Consider the following 26252-nt stretch of genomic DNA (forward strand, 5'->3'; position numbering starts at 1 on the left):
CCCCGACGAACGCCACGTGAGCCACGCCGATACCCCCCTGTCCGAGCGCGCGAGAACCTGGGCCACCCAGCGCCTCGTCTGGTGGCTCGGGGGTGCGTTGGTCGTGCTGCTGCTCGGCACGGCATGGATGCAGGCGAGGTTGGACGGCCTGATCGGCGAAGCGTCGACGCTGGCAGACAACAACCTCACCTGGAGCCACTTCCAGCTCGAATCGGAGTTCCATGCCCTGCAGGATGCGCTGCGCGATCTGCCCACTGACGAGCCCACGGATGGGCCTCGGGCCGCCGCGCTGCGGGCACGCTACGAGCTGTTCGTCAGCCGGGTGGCGTTGGTCGATCCGGCACAGGTTCAAGCCCCACTGCCCAGCACGCAGGAGCATCGCGCCACGCTCGCCCGACTGCACGCTTTCGTCAACCGGGCCGATCCACTGCTGTCTGACGAGGTGGACACGCCGCTGACGCCGACGGACGTGACCACGCTGCGCAGCCAGATGGACGGGCTGGCCGAAGCGGTGCACGCGCTGTCGCAGATGTCCAGCCAGATGACGGTGCGCAACGCCGAGCGGCGAGACCAAGCCCTGCACGAGCACCAGCGCACGGGCGTGGTGCTCACCGCGCTGCAAAGCCTGGCCACGCTGGGGTTCGCGTGGCTGCTCGTGCGGCAATTGCACGAGGCCTCGCGCCGCCAGGCCGATCTGGCCGAGCTGGCCGACCGGCTCGAAGCGGCTCGCGCCGCCGCCGAGGTGGCTAACGAGAGCAAGAGCGTTTTCCTGGCGAACATGAGCCACGAGCTTCGCACCCCCTTCAACGGCGTGTTAGGCATGCTGGGCCTGCTGGACGACACCCGACTCGACGACGACCAGCGGCGCACGCTGCGCACCGCACGCGAATCGACCGAGCACCTGCTGGCGTTGCTCAACGACATCCTCGACGTTTCTCGCCTCGAGCATGGCCAGGTGAGCCTGCACCTCGCACCGGTGGACCTGCACGCCCTCGTCCACGCGGTGCAGACGGTGATGACGCCAGCCGCCGAGGCCAAGGGCTTGAAGCTCGGCACCCGCCTGGAGGCAGGAACGCCACCGGCTGTGGTAGCCGACGGGACGAGGTTGAAGCAGGTGCTCTTCAACCTGCTGTCGAACGCCATCAAATTCACCGACCGCGGTGAGGTGACGCTCAGGGTGGCCCCCGTCGCCCCCCACGCCGATGCACCGGTGGCGCCACCGGGCCAGCAGTGGCTCGCCTTTCGCGTTCGCGACACCGGCATCGGCATCGATGCCAGCACGCGAGAGCACCTGTTCGAACGCTTCATGCAGGCCGATGCCAGCGTGACTCGCGCGCACGGCGGCACGGGGCTGGGTTTGCAGATCTCCCGCGGCCTGGCCCGGTTGATGGGGGGCGACATCCTCGTCGAGAGCCAGCCCGGCGAAGGCAGCGAATTCAGCCTCGAACTCCCGCTGACGGCACTCAGTGCCCTGCCCGCCCCGCCCGCGGCCGATGCCGCCGCCCCCCCGCCCGGCGCGCGCCACCTCCCCGCCCCGCTGAACGTGCTGGTCGCCGAAGACCACTCCATCAATCGCCAGTACATCGGCACGGTGCTCGAGCGGGCAGGCCACCGCGTGCGGTTCGCCGACAACGGCGCGGCCGCCTTGGCCGAAGCCGAGAAGGAAGTTCCCGACCTCATCCTGATGGACATTCACATGCCGGTGATGGACGGCGTCAGCGCCACGCGGGCACTGCGAGCCAGACCCGCACCGTTGGGCCAGGTGAAGATCGTCGCCGTGACTGCCGATGCCTTCGAGGCCACCCGCGAACGCATGCGCGAGGCGGGCGCCGACCGCCACCTCGTCAAGCCCTTCCGCACGGCCGAGCTGGACCAGCTGCTGCTCGACCTGTTCGGCCGCGAGGGGCCGGCCCCCGGCGGCCATGCGTCCAGCCTGGTCGGCTATACCGACGAGCTGGGCCTGTGGCCTGAAGAATCGGACGCGCCCGCCAAGCCCCCTGAACTGCTCGACCTGCGGGGCTTTGGCGAGTTGAGCGGCCTGCTGACACTGGGCGGCGTGCGCCCGCTGCTCACCGCGTTTTTCGCCGATGACAGCGGCGCCTACAGCGGCCTGCTGGCCGCGCTCGGCCGCCACGACACCGAAGAGATGAACGCCTCGGCCCACCGATTCAAGGGCGGTGCCCAGTTGCTGGGCCTGGCCGCACTCGCCGCCCAGGCCGACACGATCGAGCGCGAGGCCGACGACTGGACACCCGCGCAGGTCGGCCAAGCCGCCGCCGAACTGCGCCGCCTCTGGGCCGCCAGCCTCACCCTGTGCCGCCGGCTGGAGTTCCTGACGTCCGGTGCGCTGGTGCGCGAGTTGTAGGGCCTCAGCGCGGGCTCAATCCAGCGCCTGTGGCACCACCAGGCGAAAGACGACGCACTGGGCTTCGTTGCGCGCCAAAGCCACGCTGCCCTGGTGCAGCTGCATGACACGGCGCACGATGTAGAGGCCGAGCCCGCTACCGGGCTTGTCGGCCGATGTCGCGCCGCGGGTGCCACGCTCGAAAAGTTGGGGCGCGAGGTCGTCTGCGATCGCGGGCCCGGCGCTTTCAACTTCAAAGATCATGGCCAGCGGGTCGTCGCTGTCCAGAACCCTCAGGACCACCGGCGATTCGGGCGGTGAGTAGGCCAGGGCGTTGGCGAGCAGGTTGCGCAACGCCAGGCGCATCAGGTTCAGGTCCATCACCGCGGTGCGGGTGGCGCAGACACGATCGATGCGAAGGCGCCCGATGTGCGAGGGCTGCGCGTCGGCCACCGCGATTTGCAGCAGGGTGTCGATGTCGATGTCGTCATGGCTGGCCTTGCCGGAGGCCAGCAGCGCGGCCACGGCCAGCGTGTTGTCCAGGCCGGTGACCACCTCGCTCAGCACGCCCCGGGCGGCCATCACGGGCCGCATCGCCGGCCCATCCGGGCGCCGCTCCAGCTCGCGCTGCGCCGCCTGCAAAGCCGCCGATGCATTGTTCAATGGCTGGCGAACCTCGTGCGCCAACACCCGAAGCATTTCGCTGCGCTCTTCGACCAGCTCGCGCAGCTCGACCGCCTGCCGTTCGGCATCCACCGCGCGCTGGCGCAGTGCCACCCACGCCTGCACCAGCGCGGCCAGCAGCATGGAGACGAAGGCCGCCAGCAGCCCCATCCCCACCGGCGAGCGAGCCGGGATGGTGGCGGCAAACGCAGGCCTGGGGCGGACGGTGAGTTGCCAGGTCCTTCCCATGATCTGCCGCTCGACGACGGCGGCCGGCACCTGCGCCAGCGGCGGCACACCCGGGTCGCCCAGGCCGAAATCGGTGGCGGTGCCATCGGGTGCGATGTCTCGCACGCCGAGGCTCAGCGCTTCAGGCTGGAGCTCGGCAGAGGCCAGCAGCTCGTCCAACTGGATCGGCGAGTAGACGAAACCGGCGGGCCCGTCGGCAATGCCGAATCCCGCTGGCCCGTCCAGCGGCGGCATCCGCAGCAGCATCAACACGCCCTGCGAGCTGTTCGGCCGCGACTGCATCAAGCGGATCGGGGCCGTCAGCACCGGCGTCTCGGAGCTCAGCGCCGCCTGGGCGGCACCCCGCCGGTTGGCCTCCGAAGCGATGTCCAAGCCGATGGCCGACCGGTTCGACTCCACCGGGGCGATGAACTGGATGATGCGCCGCTCGCCCTCGTGCGGCTGAAGCGCCCGCACGGCAAAGCCGGGCTGGCCCTGGCGCTGCGCCATCGCGATGAAACTGGCCTCGGCGTCGGGGGCCACCCGGCGGATGAAGCCCACCCCCATCACGCCCGGCGAATGGCGGCTGAGTTGCCAGCTGTCGGCATAGGCCTGGAAGTGGGTGGTGTCCGCATCGTCCACCCCAGCCCCCATGAAGAAGCCCCGCGCCGCCCGCAGCCCGAGAGCGGCGCGTTCGAGCTGCGCCATGCAGCGGTCGGCCAGGCGTTCGGCCATCCGGCCGGTCGCGCGTTCAAGCTCCGTCAGGTTCGACCGCGCCTGCCACACGCCCAGCCCCACGCTGAACGCCAGCCCGATCGCCAGCACGGCGTGCGGCGCCCGCCTCGCAAAGGCTTGGCCCCGGGTACTGTGGTGGATTTCCACGCTCACTCTGTGAAAGGTGACGGGGCGGGGCCTGCCGGCTCAGACGATCAGGGGCTCGGGCTCCAGGCGGATGCCGAAGCGCCCGTAGACGCTCTCCTGGATCGCCTTGGCGAGCGTGACCACCTCGGAGCCGATGGCGCCGCCCCGGTTCACCAGCACCAGGGCCTGCTTCTCATAGACGCCCGCATGGCCAATGGCCTTGCCCTTCCAGCCACAGGCGTCGATCAGCCAACCCGCGGCCAGCTTGAACTGGCCATCATCCATCGGGTAGTGCACGACGTGCGGGTCTCGGGCGATGATGTCGCGGCACTGCTCGGCGGTGACCAGCGGATTCTTGAAGAAGCTGCCGACGTTGCCGATCTCAGCCGGATCGGGCAGCTTGGCGCGGCGGATGGCGCAGATCCAGTCAAAGATGGTGCGCGGCTCGGGGGCGTGGATGCCGGTTTCGGCCATCTTGCGCTCCAGGTCGACATAGCCGAGCTCCGGCCGCCAGGGCTTGGGCAGGCGCAAGCGCAGACGCGTGATCACGCTCTTGCCTGCCAGGGCGCCCTTGAAGATGCTATCTCGGTAGCCGAACTTGCACTGGGCCGCATTCAGCGTCACGGTGCGGCCGGTGACGAGATCCACCGTGTCCAGCGATTCGAAACGATCCTGCAGCTCCAGCCCGTAGGCGCCAATGTTCTGCACCGGGGCAGCCCCGACCGTGCCCGGGATGAGGGCCATGTTCTCGAGGCCCGGCCAGCCCTGATCGAGCGTGAATTCGACCAGATCGTGCCAGCGCTCACCCGCGCCGGCTTCGACGATGAAGGCGTCTGCAGTCTCCTGGACGAGGCGCATGCCCCGCACCTCGACCTTCAGCACCACCTCGGGCATGTCCCGGGTGAGGATGACGTTGCTGCCGCCGCCCAGCACGAACTTGGGCGCGCGGCCCAGCTCGGGGTGCGCCAGCACCCGGCGGACGTCGGCCTCGCCGGTGATGCGCACCAGGCGCTTGGCCGTGGCGGGCAGCCCGAAGGTGTTGTGCTGGCGCAAGGGCGCGTCGTACTCGACGGCAATGGCCGCGGAAGGGTCGTGCATGGCAGAATTTTCTACGATCCCATGCCCGCCCCCGCGGCAGGCAGCCAACGTTTGTCCGCACCACGCCCATGCCCAGCTTCGACACCGTCCTCGAACCCAACCTGGTGGAACTTCGAAATGCCACCGAACAGGCCAACAAAGAAATCGGCACCCGTTTCGACTTCAAGGGCTCGGATGCCCGGGTCGAGCTGGCCGACAAAGGCAAAGACAAGAGCCTCACCCTCTTCGCCGACAGCGATTTCCAGCTGAGCCAGGTGAAGGATGTCCTGCTCGCCAAATTGAGCAAGCGCAATGTCGACGTGCGCTTCCTCGACCTGACCGGCAAGCCCGAAAAGCTGGGCGGCGACAAGCTCAAACTCGCCGTTCCCGTGAAGGCCGGCATCGACAGCGACACCGCCAAGAAGATCCAATCGTTGATCAAGCAGAGCAAGCTGAAGGTGCAGGCCGCCATCCAGGGCGACACGGTGCGCGTCACCGGCGCCAAGAAAGATGACCTGCAAGCCACCATGGCACTGCTGCGCAAGGACGTGGTGGACGTGCCGCTGTCATTCAACAACTTCCGCGACTGACCCACCCATGCCCCCTTTGCCGCGCCGCCGTCTCCTCCTCAGTGCCACGGCCGCGGTGCTGGGGCCCTGGCTTGTCAGCCCGGCCCGGGCCCAGAGCGTGGTGCTGTCGGGCACCTTGGGCAGCAGCAAGGCCATCCTCATCATCGATGGCCAGATGCGCACCGTGGGGGTCGGCCAGACGATGGGCGGCGTCACGCTGCGCAGCCTTGGCAACGATGAGGCGGTGGTGCTGATCGACGGCAAGCCCTTTGCGCTGCGCCTGGGGGCGTCGCCCGTCAGCCTGGGCGGCGGAGGGGGGGGCGGCGGTGGGGGGCGCGAAATCGTGCTGCCCGTCGGCCCGGGCGGCCACTTCATGGCCAACGGCACGATCAACGGCAAGAGCGCCAACTTCATGGTCGACACCGGTGCCACCACCATCGCCATGGGGGCGGCCGACGCGCAGCGACTGGGCCTGCGCTACGACGGCGGACGCCGCGGCATGGCCAACACCGCCGGCGGCAACGTGCCGATGTACGAGGTGAACCTCAACTCGGTGCGCATCGGCGATGTCGAGGTCTACAACCTCTCGGCGGGCGTGGTGCAGGCCAACATGCCGTACATCCTGCTGGGCAACAACTACCTGTCGCGCTTCAACATGCGGCGCGACGGCGACACGATGCGGCTCGAAAAGAAGCCGTGACGGGCTTCGGGTACCGCCGCTGCGGTACCGTCGCGGCTTCGACAGAACACTTCGAACGCCGATGAGACACCTTGCGATGTGGGCCCTGGCGCTGGCCGCCGCCCCCACCCTGGCCCAGAGCAACGCCAGCCTCCAGACCTGCCGCGCCGTCACCGACGCCACCCAGCGCCTCGCGTGCTACGACGCCCTGCCCTTGACCGGCGCGGCCGCACCGGCCACCAGCTCCACGGCACCCGCCGCCCCGACGGCTACCCTGACGGCCACCCCGACGGCCCCCCCCCCCGCGGCCCCGGATCCGGCCAAGTTCGGCTTCGAGGTCAAGGCGGCCAGGGCCGCTTCGGTGGACACGCTCGAGACATCGATCGAGGGCCGTTTCACCGGCTGGGGCCCGAAAGACCGCATCCAGCTCGCCAACGGCCAGGTCTGGCAGGTCACCGACGACAGCAATGCGGTGATGAACCTGACCAACCCGAAGGTGACGATCCGGCGCGGCGCGCTGGGCGCTTTCTACCTCGAACTCGAGAATTCAAACCGCACGGCCCGCGTCAAGCGGGTGCAGTGAGACCCCACCGAGCAGGAACGTCGCGGTCGATCGCGTCGTAGTCAGGCGTCGTGGTCAGGCGTTTTTGTCGCCCGAGGGACAAGCAGAAATAGCACGATCGTGCTAGAACCGCTGCTGCAGCGGCCGGCGTCGACCGGCCCCACCCCGCCTCTGGAGACATGCCGCGATGGACTTGAATCTCACGCCGGATGAACTGGCGTTCCGCCATGAAGTGCGCGACTGGGTGCGCGCCAACCTGCCGGCCGACCTGAGCCACAGAGTGCTGAACTCGTTGCGCCTGTCGCGCGACGACATGCAGCGCTGGGCCAAGATCCTCGGCGCCAAAGGCTGGCTCGGCTACGCCTGGCCACAGCAATTCGGCGGGCCGGGCTGGAACGCCGTTCAAAAGCACCTGTTCGAAGAAGAGTGCGCGCTGGCCGGTGCCCCACGCATCGTGCCCTTCGGCCCGGTGATGGTGGCCCCGGTGATCATGGCGTTTGGCTCACCCGAACAGCAAAAGCGTTTCCTGCCCGGCATCGCCTCGGGGGAGGTGTGGTGGAGCCAGGGCTACAGCGAGCCGGGTTCCGGCTCTGATCTGGCCTCGCTCAAGACGCGGGCCGAGCGGCATGGCGACAAGTACATCGTCAACGGCCAGAAGACCTGGACGACCCTGGGCCAATATGGCGAGTGGATCTTCTGCCTCGTGCGCACCTCCACCGAGGGCAAGCCGCAGACCGGCATCTCGTTCCTGCTGATCGACATGAAATCGCCTGGCGTCACGGTGCGGCCGATCATCATGCTCGATGGCGAACACGAGGTGAACGAGGTCTTCTTCGACAACGTCGAGGTGCCCGCCGAGAACCTGATCGGCGAAGAAAACAAGGGCTGGACCTACGCCAAGCACCTGCTGGCCCACGAGCGCACCAACATCGCCGATGTGAACCGTGCCAAGCGCGAGTTGGAGCGACTCAAACGCATCGCCAAGGCCGAGGGCCTGTGGGACGACACCCGTTTCCGCGACCAGATCGCGCTGCTCGAGGTCGATGTGGTCGCGCTGGAGATGCTGGTGCTGCGGGTGGCCAGCGCCGAGCGCAGCGGCAAGCACAGCCTGGACATCGCCGGGCTGCTGAAGATCCGCGGCAGCGAAGTGCAGCAGCGCTACACCGAGCTGATGATGCAGGCCGCCGGCCCGTTCGGCGTGCCCTTCATGCTCGAAGCGATGGAAGCAGGCTGGCAGGGCGACCAGGCCCTCGGCGGCATGTGGCCGGGCGGCGCGGCGCACTGCGCACCGCTGGCCGGCACCTTCTTCAACTTCCGCAAGACCACCATCTACGGCGGCAGCAACGAGGTGCAACGCAACATCGTCTCGCAGACGGTGCTTGGCGCTTGAACGGCCCGGCCGATTGACGACAGGACACGGACATGGACTTTGATTTTTCCGACGACCAGGTCTCGCTGCGCGATGCGGTGGCCCGCTGGGTCGACAAGGGCTTTTCCTTCGAACGCCGCCACGGCATCGCCAAGGCCGGCGGCCGCACCCGCGAGGTTTACGGTGAGCTGGCGGAGCTGGGCCTGACGGCGTTGACGGTGCCCGATTCGCACGGCGGCATGGGCTTCGGGCCGGTCGAGGCGATGGTGGTGATGGAGGAGCTGGGCCGAGGCCTGGTCAACGCCCCGCTGGCCCAAGGTGCGCTGATGGCCCCTGCCCTGCTGGCCACCGGCCCCGCTGAGTTGAAGGACGCGTGGTGGCCCCAGATCGCCGATGCCTCGGCATTGGTGGTGCTGGCCCACCAGGAGCGCGCCGCACGCTACCGGCTCGACCGCGTGGCCACCCGCGCCGTGGCCCAAGGTGGCGGCTACACGATCACCGGCGTCAAAAGCATCGTGCCTGCCGGCGACGAGGCCGATGCCTTCGTGGTGCCCGCCAACCTGGGCGGCGCCGACGACGATGACAGCGGCATCGGCCTCTTCCTCGTCGAGCGATCGGCCCCCGGGGTGACGTTGCGCGGGTATCCCACCCAAGACGGCGCCCGCGCCGCCGAGCTCACGCTGGCCAACGCGTCAGCGCAGCTCATCACCACCGATGGTCTCGCTGTGCTGCAGGCGGCGGTGGATATCGGCATTGCCGCACTGTGCGCAGAAGCGGTGGGGGTGATGGACAGGCTGCTGGCCATCACCGTCGACTACATGAACACCCGCAAGCAGTTCGGCGCCACGCTCGCCAGCTTCCAGGCACTGCGCCACCGCATCGCCGATGTGAAGATGCAGGTCGAACTGGCTCGCTCGATGAGCTACTACGCGACGCTGCGCCTGGCAGACCCCGAGCCTCGCCGACGCCAGGCCATCGCCCAGGCCAAGGTGCAGATCGGCCAATCGGCCCGCTTCGTCGGCCAGCAGTGCATCCAGCTGCATGGCGGCATCGGGGTGACCGACGAATACATCGCCAGCCACTACTTCAAACGGCTCACGATGATCGAGATGCAGTTCGGCGACACGCTGCACCACCTGGGCGAGGTGTCGGACCGCATGCAGGAGACCGCTGGCGCGCTGGTCTGAGGCGTCGAGCCTCGTGTCCGTGCGCCGCGAGGCTCAGCCCTTGCCCGGCCGGCTCACCGCCCCCAACGTCGGGCCCGCTTCGGCATGCCGCAGCGGCAGCTCAAACCAGAACGTCGACCCCTCGCCCGGCGCACTCACCACGCCGATGGTTCCGCCCATGTGCTGCACCAGTTGGCGCGACAAGGCCAGGCCCAAGCCGGTACCGCCCCGGTGATCGGGCTCCTGGGCGAACTCCTGGAACAGGCGCTGCTCCGCCCCCCGGCCGAGGCCGACGCCGCTGTCGGCCACCTCGAAACGCAGCCGCTCGCCCACCAGCGGCATCACACGCACCTGCACCGAGCCGTGGTCGGTGAAACGCAAGGCATTGGCGACGAGATTCGTCAGCACCTGGCGCAACCGCAACGCAGCGCCATGCCGATGGTCGGCCACCTCGGTGGCCACCTCCCAGCGCAGCGCAATGCCCCGGCTGCTCGCCTCGCCCTCATACAGCCCCGACACCTCGGCCACCAGCTCACGAAGGCTGAAGTGGCGCAACTCCAGCTCGAACCGGCCGGCTTCGAGCTTGGCCAGATCGAGGATGTCGTTGGCCAGCTCCAGCAGGTGCTGGGCCGAGCTGCGGGCGAGTGACACATAGCGGCTTTGCCGCTCATCCAGCTCGGACATCATCAGCAGCGAGGTCATGCCCAGCAGCCCGTTGAGCTGCGAACGCATCTCGTGGCTGACCTGGGCCACGAAACGCCGCTGCGGATCGGGCCCGGGCGGCGGCGCCGGTTGTGCCACCGCCGGCACGGGCACCGGCGGCTCGACGGAGCGGCGGACCTCCTGCGCCTGCCTGTCCACCGCCTGCTGCAGTGCGCGCATGCGCTGGGCATCGACCTCGGGCACCACCGGCTCACCCGCCATCGCCTGCTCGATCTTCACCGACTGGTAGAACGCCCGCGCGCTGTGGCCCACCATCGGCGTCATCGTGGCCATGGCCTGCCGGGTGGCCTGCAGCGCCGCCGGCAGGTCTCCCAGGGCCTCACTCGCCTGGGCGATCACCGAATGCAACTGCATCAGGTTGGCCGGCGACGTGCGCGCGCCCGAGTCCAAGAAGCGCTGGCACATCTCCCGGGCCTCGGCGTGGCGCCCCTGCGCGCAACGCAGCAGGCCTCGAATCCAGATGCGCATGCACACCTGATCGGGCCATTCACGTTCACGCAGCGGCTCGCCCGCGGCCAACGCCGCCTCGGCCTCATCCAGACGGCCGACGTTGATGGCCGCCAGCGCCACGGGTGAGGCGAGCATGTAACGCGTCTCGGGGTCGTCCATGCCGAACTGCGCCCGCCAAGCCTGCACAGCCGCATAGCCTTGCTCCGGCATGCGGCGGAAATGACTCGTCAGTACGTGGGAGTTCAACTTCGACACCCGCATCGAGGTGATGCCGAAGGCCTCGAACTCGGCATGGGCTTCGTCATGCAGCGGAAGGCCGTGCTCCAGGTTCAGCAGGTTCAGTTGCAGGCAGGCCAGCTTGTACTTGGCATGCGTCAAGAACGGGCCGGGCCCTATCCCGCGAGCCAGCTCGATCAACTCGTAACTCACCCGAAGCGCCTCGTCGAAATCGCCCTGGTGCTCGGCCAGCCGCTGCAAGCCATGCAAGGTGACGTAGCGCTCGCGCAGGCTTCGACCCGGGCGCACCAGATTGGTCAGCAAGCGGGCCGATGCCTCTTCGAAGTGATGGCTGCTGATGTCCAGCCTCGCCTCGGCTTCGTCGCAGAGCCAGGCGGCGGCCTCGCAATCCAGTTGCAGGCAACGAGCCCGGGCGGCCGCCACCGCAGGGCGCAGCGTGGCCGCCGGTTCATCGCCGCCGCGCCGCACCGCACGCGCCAGCAAGGGCAGCGCGGTGGCCAGCGCCTCGGCCCGGGCATCGCCCTCGGCCTGGGCCTGCGCGACCACGCGGGCGCACAGCTCGATGCAACCCAGTGGATCGAGCGCAAAGCGATCCCAGGCCCGATCGAGCAGGCCGGGCGTCGAGTCGAAAACGGCGGGCGGCACGAAGCCAGTGTGTCGTCTGGCGCCCTTGCCCGTCAATGCCTGGCACACCGGATGCTGCGGCATCCCCCCAAGGTCGCGGCGGCACGACGCGGGGTGGACAATCCTTCCATGATCCCTCGCCTCACATCACGGGCCACGGTCGTGCTCGGCCTCTCGTGCCTCCTTGCTTGCTCTTTGTCGGCCCATGCCGCGCCCCTGCAGGTGCGCTCGTTGACGATGAAGCCGCCCGCCCAGGCGAAGGACTTGGGCATGTATGCGGCGGGCTGGGCCGAAGGGTCGATCAAGATGCCCTTCGTCATCGCCGAGCCGCCCGCCGCCGGCATGCGCATCAACACGCGCCTGTTCATCGAGCAGTTCGGCATGCCGCCTCCGCCTCGGCCAGGGGAATCGTTCAGCCCACCCGTCGATCTGCTGCCAGAGGGAACCGCGTCGCTGGAGTTCCAACTCGTGCGCAACGACGAGCGGGTGCTGGCAGTCTCGCTGACCATCGAGGGCTGCGGTGCGTACTGCGAGACCTACGAGCAGGTCTACAACTTCGACGCGCGCACCGGCCGGCTGCTGTTGCCGAGCGACCTGTTCAGCCCCAGCGGCTGGCAGGCGGCCGGCCGCCGCTTCGCGAAAGAACGCGAACAGCGCTACGTCAGCCAGCTCAAGGCGTTGAAGAAGGAGCTCGCCGAGGCGCGAAAGAGCCATGCCCAGGCGGACGTCGTGAACGACCTGAACGAACGCATCGAACTCAACCAGGGGTGCCTGGAGGGGGCACGCGAGGTCGTGAAGCAGAGTCAGCAAGGCGCCGAGACCCTGCACTACGCCTCCCTGTCGCTCGAGGGCGCCGGGGTGGTGACCATCCATACCGGCCGATGCAGTGCACACGTCAACCGGGCGCTGGATGACGTGGGCGAGGTGTCGGTGAAGTTCCGCACGGCCGAGTTGCAGCCCCTGCTCTCGCCCTACGGCCGCGCGTTGGTGCTGAACCAGGGCGACGCCCCCGCCCCAGCCTCACCGTTCGGACAGATCCTTCGCGGCCAGATAGGCGGCGCCCCGGTGACGGTGATGCTGGAGACGCCGCAGACCGACGGCTCGGTGGCCGGCCGCTACTACTACGACAAGTACGGCCGAATGATCCCGATCGCTGGCCGGCTTCAGGGCCAGACGCTGGAGTTGACGGAAGAGACCGACGGCAAGAAGGCTCAGCTCTCCCTCACTCTCCAGGGCGCGAGCCTGACCGGCGCATGGCAAGGCCAGGGCAAGACGGTGAAGGTGTCCTGGGGCTGGTAGAGCGCGACGCCAAACAGACTCGACCTCGGGCATCCGATGTCTGCCGTTAGCATTGGCACCAGCCCTCGTTCGTTTGGAGTACCCGGCCGCCGCGGCCACCGCCATGAGTGACCTTCAAGCCTTGATCGACCAGGCGCGCGGTGGTAGCGCGTCAGCGAGGCAGCAGTTGTTCGACATGCTGTACCGCGACCTCAAGCAACTGGCCCGGTCGCGATTGCACGTCCACAGCGACGGCGCGATGTCGGCCACCACCTTGGTGCACGAGACCTACCTCAAGCTGGTGCAATCAGCGGCCGTGCGTGCCGGCTCACGCGGCGAGTTCTTCGCGCTGGCCGGGCATGTCATGCGGTCGATCATCATCGATGATGCACGGGCCCGCCTGGCGGCCAAGCGCGGCGGCGGAGTCGAGATCGAATCGATCGACAGCACCCAGTTCGAATGGCCCGAGCTGGCCGACGAGGCGATGGACGACGAGCGGCTGCTGGCGCTCAACGACGCGCTGGATCGCCTGGGCGAAGCCGATGAAAGGATGATGCGGGTGGTCGAGCTGAAGTTCTTTGCTGGTCTCACGATCGAGGAAGCCGCCGAGGCGCTGGACCTCTCACCCCGAACGGTCAAGCGCGCATGGCAAGGGGCTCGGGCCTTCTTGCGCGGCGCCTTGGCCGAAGCCGGGCTCGACCCCGCCGCTGACGCATGAAACCCCTGGCCGATCTGTCGCCCGACGAACTGCGCCGGGCCATGGCGGCGTGGGATGCGCTGCAAGACCTGCCGCAGGCCGATGCGCCCGCGCGCCTGGCCGAGCTGGATGCGGCCGAACCCCGTGTCGGGCGTGCGGTGCGCGCCATGCTCGCGGCCGACGCCGAAGGCGGCGACGCCACCGACTGGCAGGCGCCGCGGCCCACGGGCGCACCGGCGCCCGAGCAACCCAACGGTGCCGCGCGGTGGCCCGACACCGTGGGCGCTTACCGCATCGAATCGCTGCTGGGCAGTGGCGGCATGTCGCACGTCTATGCCGCCCGACGATGGCAGGGGCCGCAGCGCCTGGTGGCGCTCAAGGTGCTCAAGCCCGAGCTGCTCAGCTCGGCCATGCGCCAGCGCTTCGAGCGCGAACAGGCACTGCAAGAGCGCCTGATTCACCCGCACATCGCCCAGCTGTACGACGCCGGTCTGGACGAGACCGGCACGCCTTACCTGGCGATGGAGCGTATCGACGGCACCACCATCACCGCCCATGCCGAGCAGGCGGGCCTCACCATCAACGAACGGGTGCGCCTTTTCTTGCAAGCCTGCGACGCGGTGGCCCACGCCCATGCGAACCTGATCGTCCACCGAGACCTCAAGCCGTCGAACATCCTGGTCGATGCCCGAGGGCAGGTGAAGCTGCTCGATTTCGGCATTGCCAAGTGGCTGGACGGCGACGCGGCGATGGGCGATGCCACTGAACTGACGCAGTTGAGCGGCCGAGCCTTCACACCCGACTACGCCGCACCCGAGCAGGTGCTGGGCGGGCGGGTCACCATCGCCACCGATGTCTACGCCCTCGGCGTGCTGCTCTATGAGCTGCTCACCGGCCGGCGACCGTTCGCGGGCGCCAGCGCCGTGGCCTTGGCCACCCACCCCGCTCGCACCGCCCCCAAGGCCAGCACGGTGGCCAATCCTGCGGCCTCCGCCCGTGCGCTCAAAGGCGATCTCGACGCGATCCTTGCCAAGGCCACCTCCTTCGACCCCACCGAGCGCTACACCAACGTGCCGGCGCTGGTCGACGATCTGAGCCGCTACCTGGAGCGTCGGCCAGTCGCCGCGCGGCAGACGCCCTGGACCGATCGCGCCGCCAAGTTCGTGCGGCGCAACCCGGCGGCCGTGGCGCTTGCCACCGCCGCCGTGGTGGCCGTGGCTGGCGGGGTCGGCGCCACGCTGTGGCAAGCCCAGCGCACCGCCACCGAAGCGGCACGGGCCGACGCAGTGCGCGAATTCCTCACCTCGCTGTTCCGATCGGCAACGCCCGAGGTGTCACAAGACGAGCTGCCCACCTCGCGTGATCTGGCACTTGAAGGCGAAAAGCGCCTGGCCGAGAACAAGACACTGCCGCTGTCGGCGCGCGCCGAACTGGCGGGCGTGCTGGGTGAGGTCTGGGCCCGCACCGGCGACCCGCAGCGCAGCGTGCCGCTGCTGCGCCAGCAGATCGCCTGGCTCACTGAGCTGCACGGCGCCGACAGCCAGGAGGTCGCGCTGGCCAGCGTGTCGCTGGGCGATGCGCTGATGGCGTCCGACCAACTCGACGAAGCCGAGAAGACGTGGCGCGCTGCCCTGCCGGCAGCGCGCAAGCAATTCGACGAAGGCGGCCGGGCCTGGGTCAGCCTGATGTCGCAGTTGTCAGCGCTGCGCAGTAACCGGGGCGACACCGAAGGTGGCCTGGCCGACCGGGTGGACCTGCTCAAGCAGGTGCAGGCCAATCCGCGCATGCCGCCGATGGTGCTGGCAGAGCTGTACAACGACGTCGGGGCCGCCTACTTCGTGACCGGCCGCTACGCCGAAGCCGCCGACTACACGCAACGGGCCATTGACCACGACCGGCGCTACCCCCAGGGTGACCAATCGCGCGACTTGCGCGAGCAATTGAACACCCGCAGCAACCTCGTCTACGCCCACTGGGGCCTGGGCCATCTGGCGCGGGCCCGCGAAGAATCTGCAGCCCTGCGCGCCGAGCTCCTGGCGCGGCTGGGTGAACGGCATGTGCTGTCGCTCAACCAATCGCGGCTGGCTGTCATGGTCGACACCGAAATGGGCTTGTACGATGAATCGCTGGCCCTGATCGAGCAGACGCTGCCGCTGGTCGACCGCAGCAAGCCCGAATGGGGCAAATGGCATGTTGCCCTGCTCGCCGACCGCGCGCTGGCCTGGGTGCACAGCGGCCGCGAAACCGATGGCCTGCGCCTGGCGCAAGAGCAACTGGACTACTTCCTCGCCGAGCCACGCCCCGAGGCCTATGGCGCGGATATCGCCAGCCTGGCCGCCACCGATGCCTTGATCGGCCTGGGCCGCATGGACGAGGCCCACGCGCTGGCTGGCCGGCTGCTCGCCGCCTTTGAAGCCAACTGGCGGCCCAGCCGGCTGATGCAAATGCAGCTGCGCCTGGCGGTGAGCAACCCGTCCCGCAACGCAGAGCACCTTGCAGAAGCGCGGCGCCTGGTGTCCGAATTCGCACCGGACGAACCGCTGCGAGGCAAGTTCTGCGTGGTCGACACGCTGTTGACCACGCAGGGTCAAGCCCGCCTGCCTGCGCTGCAGGCCTGCCGGGCCGGCATGGCAGAGCTGCCGTCCACGCACCCGGCGCACAAGGCCTGGCAGCGTTGGCTGCAGCAGCCGCAGCGTGTGCCCGGCCCCGCCGACTGGCTGGATCTGCTGTCCTGATAGGCTGAGCGTTCCGACCACAGCGCCCGCGTGGTGGCCCATTTCGGGCGGATTTCGCGTCTGACCCTGCAACCCCGCCCATCTGGTGGCGGGCCAGGAGATCCGCATGCCCCCCGAACGCCGGCGCTCGCTTGGTCGCGCCTTGATGCTCTTTGCCGCCCTGACGTCGGCCAGCCACCTGTCGATGGCCAACGTGGCACGCTTCACCGTGCAGACGGTAGAGCCACCGACGCGGACCGGAATGTGGTGGCTCGCCGGCCAACGCTGGGAATGCCCGCCACGCCTGTTGCGCTGCTCGGGCCTGCTGCCTGCCAACATGGCCGTGGCCGAAGCCTGCGAACGGGTGGTCGCCCAGGTCGGTGAGGCCCGGTCGTTCAGCGGCCCCGGCGGCCCCCTGAGCACGTCCGAATTGAGCGTGTGCAACCGCGCAGCGGGCGCGGCCGACCGGCTGAAGAACGCCACCGCGGCGCATCCGACCAGCCGCCTCGACCACGCATCGTCCACCCGCGCACCGGCCCGGTCCATCCCGGAGGATCCGCCCACTGCGGCCAAGCCCGGCCCAGCAGCCAGCCTGCGAACGGCGCAACCGCCCCGCTGGTTGGCCTTTGATGCCGACCAGGCGCGCTGCAGCGACGACCGCGGTGTCGCCCGATTGACGCTCTCGGTCCAGGCCCAGCTGGAGGACGGCTTCACCGACGACAAGGCGACGATGGAGTTGGTGGTCAACGACCAGAGCGTGGCCCGCTGGTCCGCGCCGGTCACACACCGTGTGGACCCGTTGCACCGGCACCCCACCCTCCATCTGGTGCAGTTCGAGCAAGCACTCGAACTGCCGGGCGACAAGATCGCCGCGCTGGTGAAGCTGCGTGTCGCTGACGGGCCGTGGAGCGAGGGGCGGACCCTGCGCTACGGCTGCATCCAGGCAGCCACCCGTGTGAAGAACCCCGATTCGCCCGGCACGATCGCCAGGCCGGACCTGTGGGTGGACCACAGCTTCATCGTCATGCGCTACCTGCCCCAGGCGCCCAACACCAACAACTGCCAAACAGGTGCCCCGTACTACCAGGAGTGCCGCATTGATTGGCAACCCACTGGCGACCAGTACATCAGTCGGTTGCGCTCGGTCGTCGCCACGAACCTCGACCCCATTTCGCTGGACGTGACCGGGGTCTGCAATGGCCACGCGCCGCAAGACACGGTCAGGCTGTCGATGTGGGTCGGCATCGGTGCCTCGGAGGTGCTGCCCAACCCCTACCTCGGCGCCGACACGCGACTGGTGTCGTCGCGGATGCCACCGGACGACCCCGGTCAGCACGGCTATGTGCTGTTGCCGGAGCAGCGCTTGTGGGCGCGGTTCGACCGCGACATCCGCTGCGACGTGACGAACGGCGTGCTGGAGTACCGCATCGACCCCGACAACCGGCTGCAGGAGCGCGACGAGAGCAACAACCACATCCGCGTGCGCTACGTGCTGACCCCGCCAACGGCCCGGCCATGACATCGGCTGCGCGTCAGGCCGCGTCCCGTGCGACATGGGGGGCGGCGATCGCCGGACTGCTGGGGCTGGTGATCGGCTCACGGCAGAGCGCCGCCGCACCGCCCGAGACCGACGGTCATCCGTACGAAGCTGTGCTGGCGCAGCGGTCGCTGATCGGAGGTAGCTTCGAGGCCGATGGCCGGCGCTGGTCGTGCATGGGAACCCTGCGGCGTTGCCAGGCCATCCTGCCCGAGCCGGTGCCCACCCTTCGGGCCTGCCAGTCGCTCGTGAGCCGGACCGGGGCGGCCTCTGCATTCGGCCGCGTCGGTGGGCCGGCGCTGGGCGCGGCCGATCTCATGGTCTGCAATCGACAGGCCCGCCCCCAGCCGCCGGGCCCCAGTCTGCGCTGATGACGAGCGCCACCACCCCATCCATTCGACACCACCTCTGCGCTCATGAACACAACCATCGGAACCCTTTCATCGACCGATCGCCGCCCATCACTCCAGCACTGGGCACTGTGGTGCGCCTTGGGCGCTGCCTGCGCCGGGGTGCCGGCCGCCGCCTCGGCGGCCGGCAAGGGCGATGAACCTCGGGTCGTCGGCCACACCTACCGCATTGCCCTGCTCGCGCCGTACACCGGCCCCCAGCCGGTCTTGGCCGGCAGCATCCTCTGGCGCTGTGAAGCCGACCAGCGCCATTGCACGGCCGTCTCCACCATGAGCGCGCCCACCGTGGGCTGGTGCGGGTTCGTCGTGTCGACGCTGGGCTGGGCCACCGGCTTCGGCATGGTCGACGGGCCTGCGCTCAGCCGCGAGCAACTCGCCGAGTGCAACCGCCAGGCCCCGAACCGGCCGCAAACCTTGAAGCCAGATGCCGCGCAAGCCGCCGGGCGGCTGGTGACGCCTCGCCCCCCGCTCACGATCACCCAACCGCCAGCCCGGCAACCTTGAGCCCCTCGGGTGGCCCGATCTGCGCCGCGTTTGCGTCTGAAGGCACATGAGAAGAGCCGACGGGAGAAGAGCCGGCTTGGCCAGGCTTCCCATGCCCCACCCCGGGGCGCCAAGAACCACCGACGAGGTCTGCATGCCTTCATCCATTCCTTCCGACCATCTCGCCCATCGCCGGCGGGCGTGGCGCTGCGGCCGCGCGGCGGTGCTGGCGCTGTGCACGGCCCTGTCCGGGCTGACCCAGGCCGCCGACACGCCCGGGCCCCATCTGAACTGGCAAGCCGTCACGCTGCCACCCGGCTGCAGTTCGGTCGATGCGAATGTGCTGCGGCTGGCCGCCTGGCAGTTCTCGCGCTGGGACTGCCGCGACGGGCACTGGCTCGTTCTGCAGCAGGTGATTCGCTACGAAGGGCCGCGGCCGGTGGCACGTGTGGTGAGCGAGGTCGCCTTGCCGGGGCGGCCTGATGAGGCTTTCCTGAGTTGCACCCAGGCCGGCACGCCGGTGCTGGGCTACACGAGGGACACCGAGGCCCTGAACGCCGGACGCGCACCGCGCTGGTTGCAGGTCTGGGGCTTCGACCTCGACCGGGGCAGGATTACCGCCGCACCACTCCACCACCTTGAATGCGAGTTTGACGCAGAGGCAGACTGATGATGACGCTCTCACGACCAGCACCGGCACCTACAGCCCCCTCACAACCAAGCCACCCAGCATCGGGGCGCCCGCCATCGGGCCGGCGACAGGCCCTCACCCGTCTGGGCCTGGGCCTCAGCCTGGGCATGGTGGCGACCACGGCGGTCACCCCGGCCCGCGCCGAGGGCCCGGTGCAGCCAATCCAACTGCAGCCCACCCGGCGCTTCGCCCCCGCCAAGGGCGCCATGGTGCGCGGTGCAGCGGGTGCCGAGCCGCGACGCTACAGCCTGGACCAGATCAACATCCTGCAGCCGGTGTCGGTGACCCTGATCGCGCCCGTGGGCAGCGGGCTCAAGCTGGTGCTCAGCAAGGTGGCGGCCGAGCCGCTGCGCCAGGCCGAGCTGGATGCAAAAGGCCTGGCCAACCTCAAGTTCCGCACCGAAGGTGGCTTCTACGCCGCGGTGCATGGCGGCCCGAAGCCAGTGCCCTATCAGTTGCTGGTGCTGGTGGGCCCCGAGGAAAAGCGCAAGCTGCCGTCCATCCTGGTGCCCACCTCGGCCCTGAGCCCCGCCACTGCACCCGCGGGCCAGGGCAGCACCGTGCCGATGGCGGTTTGGCTGGGCGGAGCCGCGCTGGCCGGTGGCGGCCTGGCGGCTCTTTGGCTGCGCCGGAGGTCGTCATGAACGGGCGCCCTCTACACCCGTGGCTGTGGATCGGCCTGACCTTGTCGGGCCTCGTCTGCACGCCTCCCACCTTGGCCGAAGACGACAACGCCGGCGGCGGCACCGGCGGTTCCAGCCAGTCAGGGCAGAAGTCCGACGACGACAGCGGCGACTACAACGACCAGGTCGATACCGTGTCCGATGCGGTCGAGGACGTGGCCAAGCTGGTCGACGCGGCCGGCACGCTCAACGGCGCCTACGAGGGCCTGGCCGGCAGCGACCGCGAAGCCCAGCGCGCCTTCGATGCGGACTCGGGCCCCACCGTGCCCTCGTCGTGCCTGGAGCAGGCCGCATGCAACGCCTGCTTCGGGCCAGCCGTCGAGAAGATCGACTTCAACCGCTACTGGCTGCTGCGTGCCCGCATCCTGACAGTGAACACCGTCAAGGTCGGCAAGGCGGGCCTGAGCATGCTCGAAGCCGTGTCTGGCGCCGCTCAGGCGGCGGGGCCGGTACTTCAGGCCCACGAGCGCCCGGCGATCGAGAACCGCATGGCGACGCTGCGCGCCAAGTACGAAGAAAAGGCCGCCATCTACCTGAGCGGCCTTGAAGCCGGCATGCGGGCGCTCGGCGAATGCGAGGCCAATCACTTCGGCACCCGCGACTGGTACCAGCGCTACGGCTACCTGTATGTCAGCTTCATGCGCGAGCGCTTCGCCAAGGCGCCCGAGTGAAGGGGCGATGCTCGTCGGCACCGCCTGCGTCGTCGTGGCCCGTTTTTGGAACGGCTTGCGTCTGATCGAAGGAACGGGCTGTCCGTCCCTGGTGCAGCCCGATCAACGCCCATCCCTTCCTCTTCTGAAGAGCCAACCGACATGATGAACACCCGCACACTGGCCGCCGTCGCACTGCTTTCACTGATCGGCACCAGCGGCCAAGCCAAGATCCTCGCCAACGCCGAACGCACGGGCAACTTCGAGCTGACGACTTCGGGCACGCAGGTGCCGCTGCCACTGCTGACCGGCAGCGATGTCACCACGCTCACCGTCCGCAACCCGAAGAGCAAGACCACCAACTACGTGCTGACCTTCTCGGCCAAATGCAATGCGTGGGGATCGCTCGGCACCGGCTGGGTCGACATCGACATCACGATCAACGGCCAGGTCCTGCCCCTCACCGAAGGACTGAACGACGCCTTCTGCAATGCGGATACCCAAGCCGTGCGGCCTTCCATCACTTTGGTGGTTCCGATGCTGCCGGGTGACAACGCCATCCAGGTCCTGGGCCGCATCAGCGGCAGCACGGGCGGATCGCTCGGCTACACCTCACTGGTGATCCATGACTGAGCGCCTGCGCGAACCAGGTCGGTTCCGCATGGATCGACCGCCCGTGCCCCATGGGGCACCTGTTGAGCACGACTGCCTTGCCATGAGAAAGACCCTGAACCAGCTCATTTCGAAGACCGCCGGGTTTGGCCTGTTGGGCGCCTTGTGCGCCACCATGCCGGCCTGGGCGAGCGGCACAACGCCGCTGCGCGCACCGGGCCTGTGGGAAATGCAGGCCCAAGGCATGCCCCGCGCTGGCCGCATGTGCGTGGGTACCAACGACGACATGACGCGCCAGCGCCCCCCCGACGGTGTGCGCGCCGAGTGCGACGCGCCAGTGTGGAAGCAACTCGCAGCGGACAAATGGACGCTGGACCAGGTGTGCCGCTCGCCCGGTGTGACCGCCACCCACCACAGCGAGATCAGCGGCGACTTCGCCTCTCGCCTGACGATGCGCACCCAGGCCCGCTACCAGCCCGCCCGGCCCGGCCGCGCCGAGGAAGCACACGAGATGACGTTCGTCCGTGTCGGCGACTGCCCCAGCGGCGTTGCGCCGGGCTCCATGGTGCTGCCGAACGGCATGGTCATCGACCCGAGCAAAGCGATCGGCGGCATGACGCCACCGCGGCCCTGAAGGGCAGCACGCCGCCGCACGCGCCCCTCCCAGCCCCCTACGGTTCACCTTTGCAGAGACCTCGTGCCATGCACCCTCACGTCCTACCACCCCGCCACTGGCTTGCCACTGCGTGCAGCCTGGCGTTGAGCACCTTCCTGGCCGCCTGCGGCGGCGGCTCCGACGGCGCCGATGACTCATCCAGCCACGCGCCGGTGGTCAGCGCGGCCGCTGCCGGTGCCGCGCACTCGCTGTTCCTGAAGGACGACGGCAGCCTTTGGGTCAGCGGGGACAACAGCCACGGCCAACTGGGCGACGGCGGCAGCGCCGATCGCAGCACGCCCTTCAAGTTGGTGGCCAGCGGCGTGGCCCAGGTGGCCGCGGGCGGCTACTTCAGCGCCTTCGTGAAGACCGATGGCAGCCTGTGGGTGATGGGCGACAACAGCAGCGGCCAACTGGGCCTGGGCGACAACACCGACCGCGCCACGCCCACCCAGGTGCTGGCCAGCGGCGTGGCCTCGGTGTCGGCCGGCGCCAGCCACCTGCTGGTGGTGAAGACCGACGGCAGCCTCTGGGCCGTGGGCGCCAATGCGCAGCACGCCCAGTTGTGCCTGGGCGAGTCCTTCCCCACCGCCACCGACCGGCAGAGCCTGGCGCAGGTGCTGCCCAGCGGTGTCCAGGCCGCCGCGGCCGGGCGAGCCTACAGCCTGCTGTTGAAGGCTGACGGCAGCGTCTGGGCTTGTGGCCGCGATGAGTTCGGTCAGTTCGGCATCAACACCCGGGGGCAACTGACCGGCACCCCGGTCCAGGTGCTGGCCCACGGCGCCCAGCGGATCATCGCCGGCCCGACGGACACCTGGATCGTCAAGACCGACGGCAGCCTCTGGGGCGCCGGATACAACGCCTGGGGCAACCTGGGCCTCGGCCACTCGGACGACAACGTGAGCACGCTGACCCAAGTGCTGGCCTCGGGGGCCTCGCAGGTGGCTGCATCCGCGTTCCACACCCTGGTGCAGAAGGCCGATGGCACCGTGTGGGCGGCGGGCAAGGGCTCCAACGGCCAGTTGGGCCAGGGCAGCAACTCGTCGGTGGGCGGGAATCTGGTCCAGGTCGCGCAGGCCGCGAGCCAGGTGGCCGCTGGCGACGCGCATTCGCTGCTCGTGGGCACGGATGGCAGCGCGAAGGCCACCGGCGCCAACGCCGACGGGCAGCTCGGCCTGGGCAGCACCAGCGACGTCAATACCTGGTCCGCCGTGACCTGGGTGCAGTGACCCCAATCGCCCTCGCTCGAAAGGATCACCTCATGACCAACACGACTCACCTGCGAGCCGGGAGCCTGCTCATCGGCTTCGCCGTCGCCGCCATGGCCTGCGGCGCCCAGGCCCAGGCCGTTCAGGTGCCCAAGACCGCCGCCAAGGGCCTGGACGGACTGCACCAGCCCCAGCTCGCCAAGGCCCTGCAAGCCCCCAGTTGGGTGCAGGCCGAGGTCAGCGACGCGAACATCCGCCAGGCGATGGACGTGGCTGCGTCCCGCCCACTGTCGCCGGTGCCCGTCCTGCAAGGCTTCTCCTTCAGCTTCCAGAACGGCGATCACAAGCTCAACCGTATCGGCGTATTGCCCGATGGCCGCGTTGCTCGCCTGACCTTCGCCGACCAGGATGGAAACGATCCGTTTGCCGCGAGGGCACAGTTCGCGCTGGTCAACGCCGGGGTGGTCCAGCAAGAGACCAAGGTGGGGGGTGGCCAGTTCGAGATCCCGCTGAAGGGTCGGCCGGGCGACACCGAGGTGCCCGTGCTGTGCGGCTTCGACTTCATCCGCCGAGTGGGCACGGACGCCAATCTGCGCGCCATCGGCGCATGGATCGACGAAGCGCGCCAGACCATCCGCGTGACGTTGATGGACGACCAGGGTGCCGACTTCCGTGGCTTCGAAGGCAGCGTGGGCGCTACGCTGGCCGTCGGGGCGGTGGTGCCCTACGGTGTCTTGATGGGCAGCGCCGTCTCCACCTTTGACGCCGCGCGCCGCCTCACTGACGGCGGCAAGTACCGCCCCTACGGTGTGACCGTGTGCTACGCCTGGGTCAGCCCGAAGTTGTTCGAGGGCAACGACCAGATCACTGGCACCTCGCCGACGCCGTCTTCCGGCAAGCGCATCACCGGCCCCATTGCCCTCACCGGCTTCGAGTTCTTCTTCCTCAACAGCGACCACCACCTGAAAGAGATCGGTGTGTTCGACCTCGGCTTGCAAGCGGCCCGCGGGAACGCCGATCATGTCATCTTCAAGGACAACAACCTTGACGACCCTATCCGCTGGGCCGTCGCCTACCGGTCGTTCAAGCCAGGCACCAAGAAGCAGTGAACCCAGCTCACCCTCACCGCGACAACCACAGGTCATGGCGATGGCCCGCCTGCGCGGCCACAGCCTGCTTGACCACCACTGCCACCTGGGCCATGCTGGCACCGCAGTACCAATGGCGGGTGAACCTCGTGCCGCAGCACGTGCAGGCGCAGGCCGCGCGGCTGCGGGCCCCACTGCCCGACGGCACCGACGCAACGAACGGCTTGGGCAACAACGGCGCCGCGCCCTGGAGGCTGCTCAGCGGCTGGCGCTGGCGCGCGCCTCGCGCAGGCGGACCATTGGCGGCCTGGGGCGCCCAACCCGACGCTGCAGGTTGGCAAGCCTGGTGGCTCACCCGGGCGGCGACGTCAGGTGACGAGGCGTCTGGTGAATCGGCCGGCTTCAGCGTCGACCTGCTCTACCGCACGGCGAGCGGGCCGGGCGAAGCAGGCGCCGCCACCGACTTGCCATCCCGGCCCGACTGGGTGCCGGTACTCACCGGCTTTCTATGGCAGCAGGCCCACGGATCGTCGATCGATCGCGGCTTTGAACTGGGAGTGCCCGCCACGCCAGCCGCCGGGCTGACGGTGCTGCCATCCACGGTGGTGTTGGTGCCTCGCCTCCATGTCGCCGAGTGTCAGCAGGCGCAGGGGCGCTGGCAGCCGGGGGACGACGCCCAAGGCGCCCGCCTGCCCTGGCGCGGCACCGACTGGGTGCTGCAGGGCCTGACGCTGCGTTTCGCCCAGTCGCACACGCCGAATCCCAGCGAGGTGGCATTCGCGCCAGACGAGAGCGGCACCTGGCGCCTGCAATGGCGCGAGGGTGATGTGCAGCCGGGCTTCGACTGGTCCGTCCGCGCCTGCCGGCTGCGCCGGCCCGGCTGACGCGTCCAGCGCGCACACGCGGCACGCCGAGGGCGATCAGCGCCTCTGGCGACCCCGCCTGTTGACCGAACGCGGCTCAGGCGTAGGTGTTGACGTGCCGGCCCACCGAGCCTTCGGTGGCCAGAGGGGGTTGGGTGGGAAGAGCCTCCAACAGCGCCAAGGCGCCGGCGGCCTGTGTGTTCAACGCCTTGCGAAGCACAAGGATCTGCACCGCATCACCCGTGGGGCCTTGCGAAGCAGCGGCTGTCGCAGCGTTGACGCTGGGGCTGTTGCTGATGTTCATGGGCCGTTGTCGGCGCAGCCCGGCCAGACTTGAGGCCCCCTGCGGCCCCCGTCTACGGCAGGCGGTCGTTGTCCACATAGCGGATCGACAGGCTGCCCTCCAGCGCCGCGCCGATCACCATCGGGTAGAACTTTCGGTAGGCGATGCGGCTGCTGGAAATCGACATGTTGCCCGGATCGGTGACCGCGCCGGTGCCCACCAGCAGGCAGCCCGAGGTGTCCGCCTGGGTGTTGCCGCAATGGATGAGGATGAATTCGAAGCCGGGGACGTCCTGCACATGCAACATGCCGCGGTGAATGTCGGGGAATTGGGCCTTGTACTGCGTGTGGTGCTTGCCGGCGGTGCGCACACCCACGTGGTACTCGCCCGCGGGGATGCGCGTCTCGTGCGCGACCTTGTCGGCGCGGTACTCGTCCTCCAGCCCGAAGCAGACGAACTGCCCGTCGACCGTCACATGGCTGATCGTCGTATCGCTGTCCGAAAGAAATCGGTCCACCAGGATCTGCATGAGCCCCCCTTGCGGACGACCGCGCACCACCTGGCCGCCCCGTCACCCGTCTGGCATCGGACCCCACTGTGCAATGGCCTGGGCCTTGGCGGCATCCACAAGGCGGGTGATGGCGACGGCGATCGCACGAGCCTCCGCCTCGTGTGGATTGGGGCGTGTCCACACTACGGAGCCCCGGGGCTGCGTAGTGTGAAAACGCACTAGCCTGGATATTTCGCGAGTGAGCGGTCGGCAGCCCTGATTCCGAGGGCGTTGTTAGAGGTATCTGACGCCAATAACGACGCCTGTTGAGGAGAGGGCTGCCAATGCCAAAGTGTAC

Annotated in this window: 25 protein-coding genes; 20 read left to right on the forward strand and 5 right to left on the reverse strand. The window is 69.0% G+C overall.

Annotation, left to right across the window (positions count from 1 at the left end):
* The first annotated feature begins 16 nt into the window (after positions 1–16).
* Positions 17–2365: an ATP-binding protein gene (locus AACH06_RS25270; protein WP_341428577.1), complete on the forward strand. Its 2349-nt coding sequence runs from the start codon at positions 17–19 to the stop codon at positions 2363–2365.
* A gap of 15 nt (positions 2366–2380) precedes the next feature.
* On the opposite strand, the gene AACH06_RS25275 is transcribed toward AACH06_RS25270, so the two are convergent.
* On the reverse strand, positions 2381–4117 hold the full coding sequence (locus AACH06_RS25275; RefSeq protein ID WP_341428578.1) for a CHASE domain-containing protein: 1737 nt from the start codon (positions 4115–4117) through the stop codon (positions 2381–2383).
* A 39-nt stretch (positions 4118–4156) separates the two neighbouring features.
* Positions 4157–5194 (reverse strand): UDP-N-acetylmuramate dehydrogenase, encoded by a 1038-nt coding sequence (gene murB, locus AACH06_RS25280; protein ID WP_341428579.1) that lies wholly within the window; start codon positions 5192–5194, stop codon positions 4157–4159.
* A 68-nt stretch (positions 5195–5262) separates the two neighbouring features.
* On the opposite strand from murB, the gene AACH06_RS25285 reads away from it, so the two are divergent.
* The 5 genes from AACH06_RS25285 to AACH06_RS25305 all read left to right on the forward strand — a co-directional run bounded on the left by AACH06_RS25285 (position 5263) and on the right by AACH06_RS25305 (position 9539).
* Complete coding sequence (locus AACH06_RS25285) at positions 5263–5763, forward strand: YajQ family cyclic di-GMP-binding protein (protein WP_341428580.1); 501 nt, start codon at positions 5263–5265, stop codon at positions 5761–5763.
* 7 nt (positions 5764–5770) lie between these two features.
* On the forward strand, positions 5771–6442 hold the full coding sequence (locus AACH06_RS25290) for a retropepsin-like aspartic protease family protein (protein WP_341428581.1): 672 nt from the start codon (positions 5771–5773) through the stop codon (positions 6440–6442).
* Positions 6443–6503: 61 nt separating this feature from the next.
* Entirely contained in the window at positions 6504–7004 is a 501-nt protein-coding gene (locus tag AACH06_RS25295; protein WP_341428582.1) for a hypothetical protein, read from the forward strand.
* Between the two features lie 166 nt (positions 7005–7170).
* Entirely contained in the window at positions 7171–8373 is a 1203-nt protein-coding gene (locus tag AACH06_RS25300; protein ID WP_341428583.1) for an acyl-CoA dehydrogenase family protein, read from the forward strand.
* A gap of 32 nt (positions 8374–8405) precedes the next feature.
* Positions 8406–9539 carry an acyl-CoA dehydrogenase family protein gene (locus tag AACH06_RS25305; protein WP_341428584.1) on the forward strand — a complete coding sequence of 378 codons (1134 nt, stop codon included), beginning with the start codon at positions 8406–8408 and terminating at the stop codon, positions 9537–9539.
* A 33-nt stretch (positions 9540–9572) separates the two neighbouring features.
* Here the strand turns inward: AACH06_RS25305 and AACH06_RS25310 are convergent, their stop codons facing one another.
* Entirely contained in the window at positions 9573–11573 is a 2001-nt protein-coding gene (locus tag AACH06_RS25310) for a sensor histidine kinase (RefSeq protein ID WP_341428585.1), read from the reverse strand.
* A gap of 108 nt (positions 11574–11681) precedes the next feature.
* On the opposite strand from AACH06_RS25310, the gene AACH06_RS25315 reads away from it, so the two are divergent.
* The 14 genes from AACH06_RS25315 (at position 11682) to AACH06_RS25380 (ending at position 25142) form a co-directional block, all read left to right on the forward strand.
* Entirely contained in the window at positions 11682–12851 is a 1170-nt protein-coding gene (locus tag AACH06_RS25315) for a hypothetical protein (RefSeq protein WP_341428586.1), read from the forward strand.
* Between the two features lie 103 nt (positions 12852–12954).
* Complete coding sequence (locus AACH06_RS25320) at positions 12955–13548, forward strand: ECF-type sigma factor (RefSeq protein ID WP_341428587.1); 594 nt, start codon at positions 12955–12957, stop codon at positions 13546–13548.
* Entirely contained in the window at positions 13545–16262 is a 2718-nt protein-coding gene (locus tag AACH06_RS25325) for a serine/threonine-protein kinase (RefSeq protein WP_341428588.1), read from the forward strand. Before AACH06_RS25320 ends, AACH06_RS25325 begins: the two co-directional genes overlap by 4 nt.
* A 106-nt stretch (positions 16263–16368) precedes the next feature.
* Complete coding sequence (locus AACH06_RS25330; protein WP_341428589.1) at positions 16369–17760, forward strand: DUF8200 family protein; 1392 nt, start codon at positions 16369–16371, stop codon at positions 17758–17760.
* On the forward strand, positions 17757–18149 hold the full coding sequence (locus AACH06_RS25335) for a DUF8200 family protein (RefSeq protein WP_341428590.1): 393 nt from the start codon (positions 17757–17759) through the stop codon (positions 18147–18149). Before AACH06_RS25330 ends, AACH06_RS25335 begins: the two co-directional genes overlap by 4 nt.
* A gap of 45 nt (positions 18150–18194) precedes the next feature.
* The gene (locus tag AACH06_RS25340; protein ID WP_341428591.1) at positions 18195–18692 is read left to right on the forward strand and encodes a DUF8200 family protein; all 498 of its coding nucleotides are present in this window, start codon (positions 18195–18197) and stop codon (positions 18690–18692) included.
* A 133-nt stretch (positions 18693–18825) separates the two neighbouring features.
* On the forward strand, positions 18826–19341 hold the full coding sequence (locus AACH06_RS25345; RefSeq protein ID WP_341428592.1) for a hypothetical protein: 516 nt from the start codon (positions 18826–18828) through the stop codon (positions 19339–19341).
* Positions 19342–19469: 128 nt separating this feature from the next.
* A complete protein-coding gene (locus AACH06_RS25350; protein ID WP_341428594.1) occupies positions 19470–20006 on the forward strand; it encodes a hypothetical protein in 537 nt (178 codons plus the stop codon).
* The gene (locus AACH06_RS25355) at positions 20003–20716 is read left to right on the forward strand and encodes a hypothetical protein (protein ID WP_341428595.1); all 714 of its coding nucleotides are present in this window, start codon (positions 20003–20005) and stop codon (positions 20714–20716) included. Before AACH06_RS25350 ends, AACH06_RS25355 begins: the two co-directional genes overlap by 4 nt.
* A 141-nt stretch (positions 20717–20857) precedes the next feature.
* On the forward strand, positions 20858–21328 hold the full coding sequence (locus AACH06_RS25360) for a hypothetical protein (protein WP_341428596.1): 471 nt from the start codon (positions 20858–20860) through the stop codon (positions 21326–21328).
* A gap of 82 nt (positions 21329–21410) precedes the next feature.
* Positions 21411–21941: a DUF3617 domain-containing protein gene (locus AACH06_RS25365; protein ID WP_341428597.1), complete on the forward strand. Its 531-nt coding sequence runs from the start codon at positions 21411–21413 to the stop codon at positions 21939–21941.
* Between the two features lie 125 nt (positions 21942–22066).
* Positions 22067–23191 carry an RCC1 domain-containing protein gene (locus tag AACH06_RS25370; RefSeq protein WP_341428598.1) on the forward strand — a complete coding sequence of 375 codons (1125 nt, stop codon included), beginning with the start codon at positions 22067–22069 and terminating at the stop codon, positions 23189–23191.
* Positions 23192–23223: 32 nt separating this feature from the next.
* Positions 23224–24279: a hypothetical protein gene (locus AACH06_RS25375; RefSeq protein WP_341428599.1), complete on the forward strand. Its 1056-nt coding sequence runs from the start codon at positions 23224–23226 to the stop codon at positions 24277–24279.
* A gap of 68 nt (positions 24280–24347) precedes the next feature.
* Positions 24348–25142, forward strand: a complete 795-nt coding sequence (locus tag AACH06_RS25380; protein ID WP_341428600.1) for a hypothetical protein — start codon at positions 24348–24350, stop codon at positions 25140–25142.
* Between the two features lie 76 nt (positions 25143–25218).
* Here AACH06_RS25380 and AACH06_RS25385 read toward each other — a convergent pair whose 3' ends face one another.
* On the reverse strand, positions 25219–25425 hold the full coding sequence (locus tag AACH06_RS25385; protein ID WP_341428601.1) for a putative motility protein: 207 nt from the start codon (positions 25423–25425) through the stop codon (positions 25219–25221).
* A 52-nt stretch (positions 25426–25477) separates the two neighbouring features.
* Positions 25478–25933 (reverse strand): DUF5675 family protein, encoded by a 456-nt coding sequence (locus AACH06_RS25390; RefSeq protein ID WP_341428602.1) that lies wholly within the window; start codon positions 25931–25933, stop codon positions 25478–25480.
* Positions 25934–26252: the final 319 nt, after the last annotated feature.

This window comes from Ideonella lacteola (assembly GCF_038066555.1).
Lineage (GTDB): Bacteria > Pseudomonadota > Gammaproteobacteria > Burkholderiales > Burkholderiaceae_C > Ideonella > Ideonella lacteola.

Bases quoted from the DNA above. Each gene is read 5' to 3' on its own strand.
- AACH06_RS25320 (WP_341428587.1), top strand. From the start codon at position 12,955: ATGAGTGACCTTCAAGCCTTGATCGACCAGGCGCGCGGTGGTAGCGCG.
- AACH06_RS25305 (WP_341428584.1), top strand. From the start codon at position 8,406: ATGGACTTTGATTTTTCCGACGACCAGGTCTCGCTGCGCGATGCGGTG.
- murB (WP_341428579.1), bottom strand. From the start codon at position 5,194: ATGCACGACCCTTCCGCGGCCATTGCCGTCGAGTACGACGCGCCCTTG.
- AACH06_RS25350 (WP_341428594.1), top strand. From the start codon at position 19,470: ATGGTGGCGACCACGGCGGTCACCCCGGCCCGCGCCGAGGGCCCGGTG.
- AACH06_RS25375 (WP_341428599.1), top strand. From the start codon at position 23,224: ATGACCAACACGACTCACCTGCGAGCCGGGAGCCTGCTCATCGGCTTC.
- AACH06_RS25390 (WP_341428602.1), bottom strand. From the start codon at position 25,933: ATGCAGATCCTGGTGGACCGATTTCTTTCGGACAGCGATACGACGATC.
- AACH06_RS25345 (WP_341428592.1), top strand. From the start codon at position 18,826: ATGCCTTCATCCATTCCTTCCGACCATCTCGCCCATCGCCGGCGGGCG.
- AACH06_RS25365 (WP_341428597.1), top strand. From the start codon at position 21,411: ATGAGAAAGACCCTGAACCAGCTCATTTCGAAGACCGCCGGGTTTGGC.
- AACH06_RS25295 (WP_341428582.1), top strand. From the start codon at position 6,504: ATGAGACACCTTGCGATGTGGGCCCTGGCGCTGGCCGCCGCCCCCACC.
- AACH06_RS25325 (WP_341428588.1), top strand. From the start codon at position 13,545: ATGAAACCCCTGGCCGATCTGTCGCCCGACGAACTGCGCCGGGCCATG.
- AACH06_RS25300 (WP_341428583.1), top strand. From the start codon at position 7,171: ATGGACTTGAATCTCACGCCGGATGAACTGGCGTTCCGCCATGAAGTG.
- AACH06_RS25385 (WP_341428601.1), bottom strand. From the start codon at position 25,425: ATGAACATCAGCAACAGCCCCAGCGTCAACGCTGCGACAGCCGCTGCT.
- AACH06_RS25315 (WP_341428586.1), top strand. From the start codon at position 11,682: ATGATCCCTCGCCTCACATCACGGGCCACGGTCGTGCTCGGCCTCTCG.
- AACH06_RS25330 (WP_341428589.1), top strand. From the start codon at position 16,369: ATGCCCCCCGAACGCCGGCGCTCGCTTGGTCGCGCCTTGATGCTCTTT.
- AACH06_RS25335 (WP_341428590.1), top strand. From the start codon at position 17,757: ATGACATCGGCTGCGCGTCAGGCCGCGTCCCGTGCGACATGGGGGGCG.
- AACH06_RS25285 (WP_341428580.1), top strand. From the start codon at position 5,263: ATGCCCAGCTTCGACACCGTCCTCGAACCCAACCTGGTGGAACTTCGA.
- AACH06_RS25290 (WP_341428581.1), top strand. From the start codon at position 5,771: ATGCCCCCTTTGCCGCGCCGCCGTCTCCTCCTCAGTGCCACGGCCGCG.
- AACH06_RS25355 (WP_341428595.1), top strand. From the start codon at position 20,003: ATGAACGGGCGCCCTCTACACCCGTGGCTGTGGATCGGCCTGACCTTG.
- AACH06_RS25360 (WP_341428596.1), top strand. From the start codon at position 20,858: ATGATGAACACCCGCACACTGGCCGCCGTCGCACTGCTTTCACTGATC.
- AACH06_RS25340 (WP_341428591.1), top strand. From the start codon at position 18,195: ATGAACACAACCATCGGAACCCTTTCATCGACCGATCGCCGCCCATCA.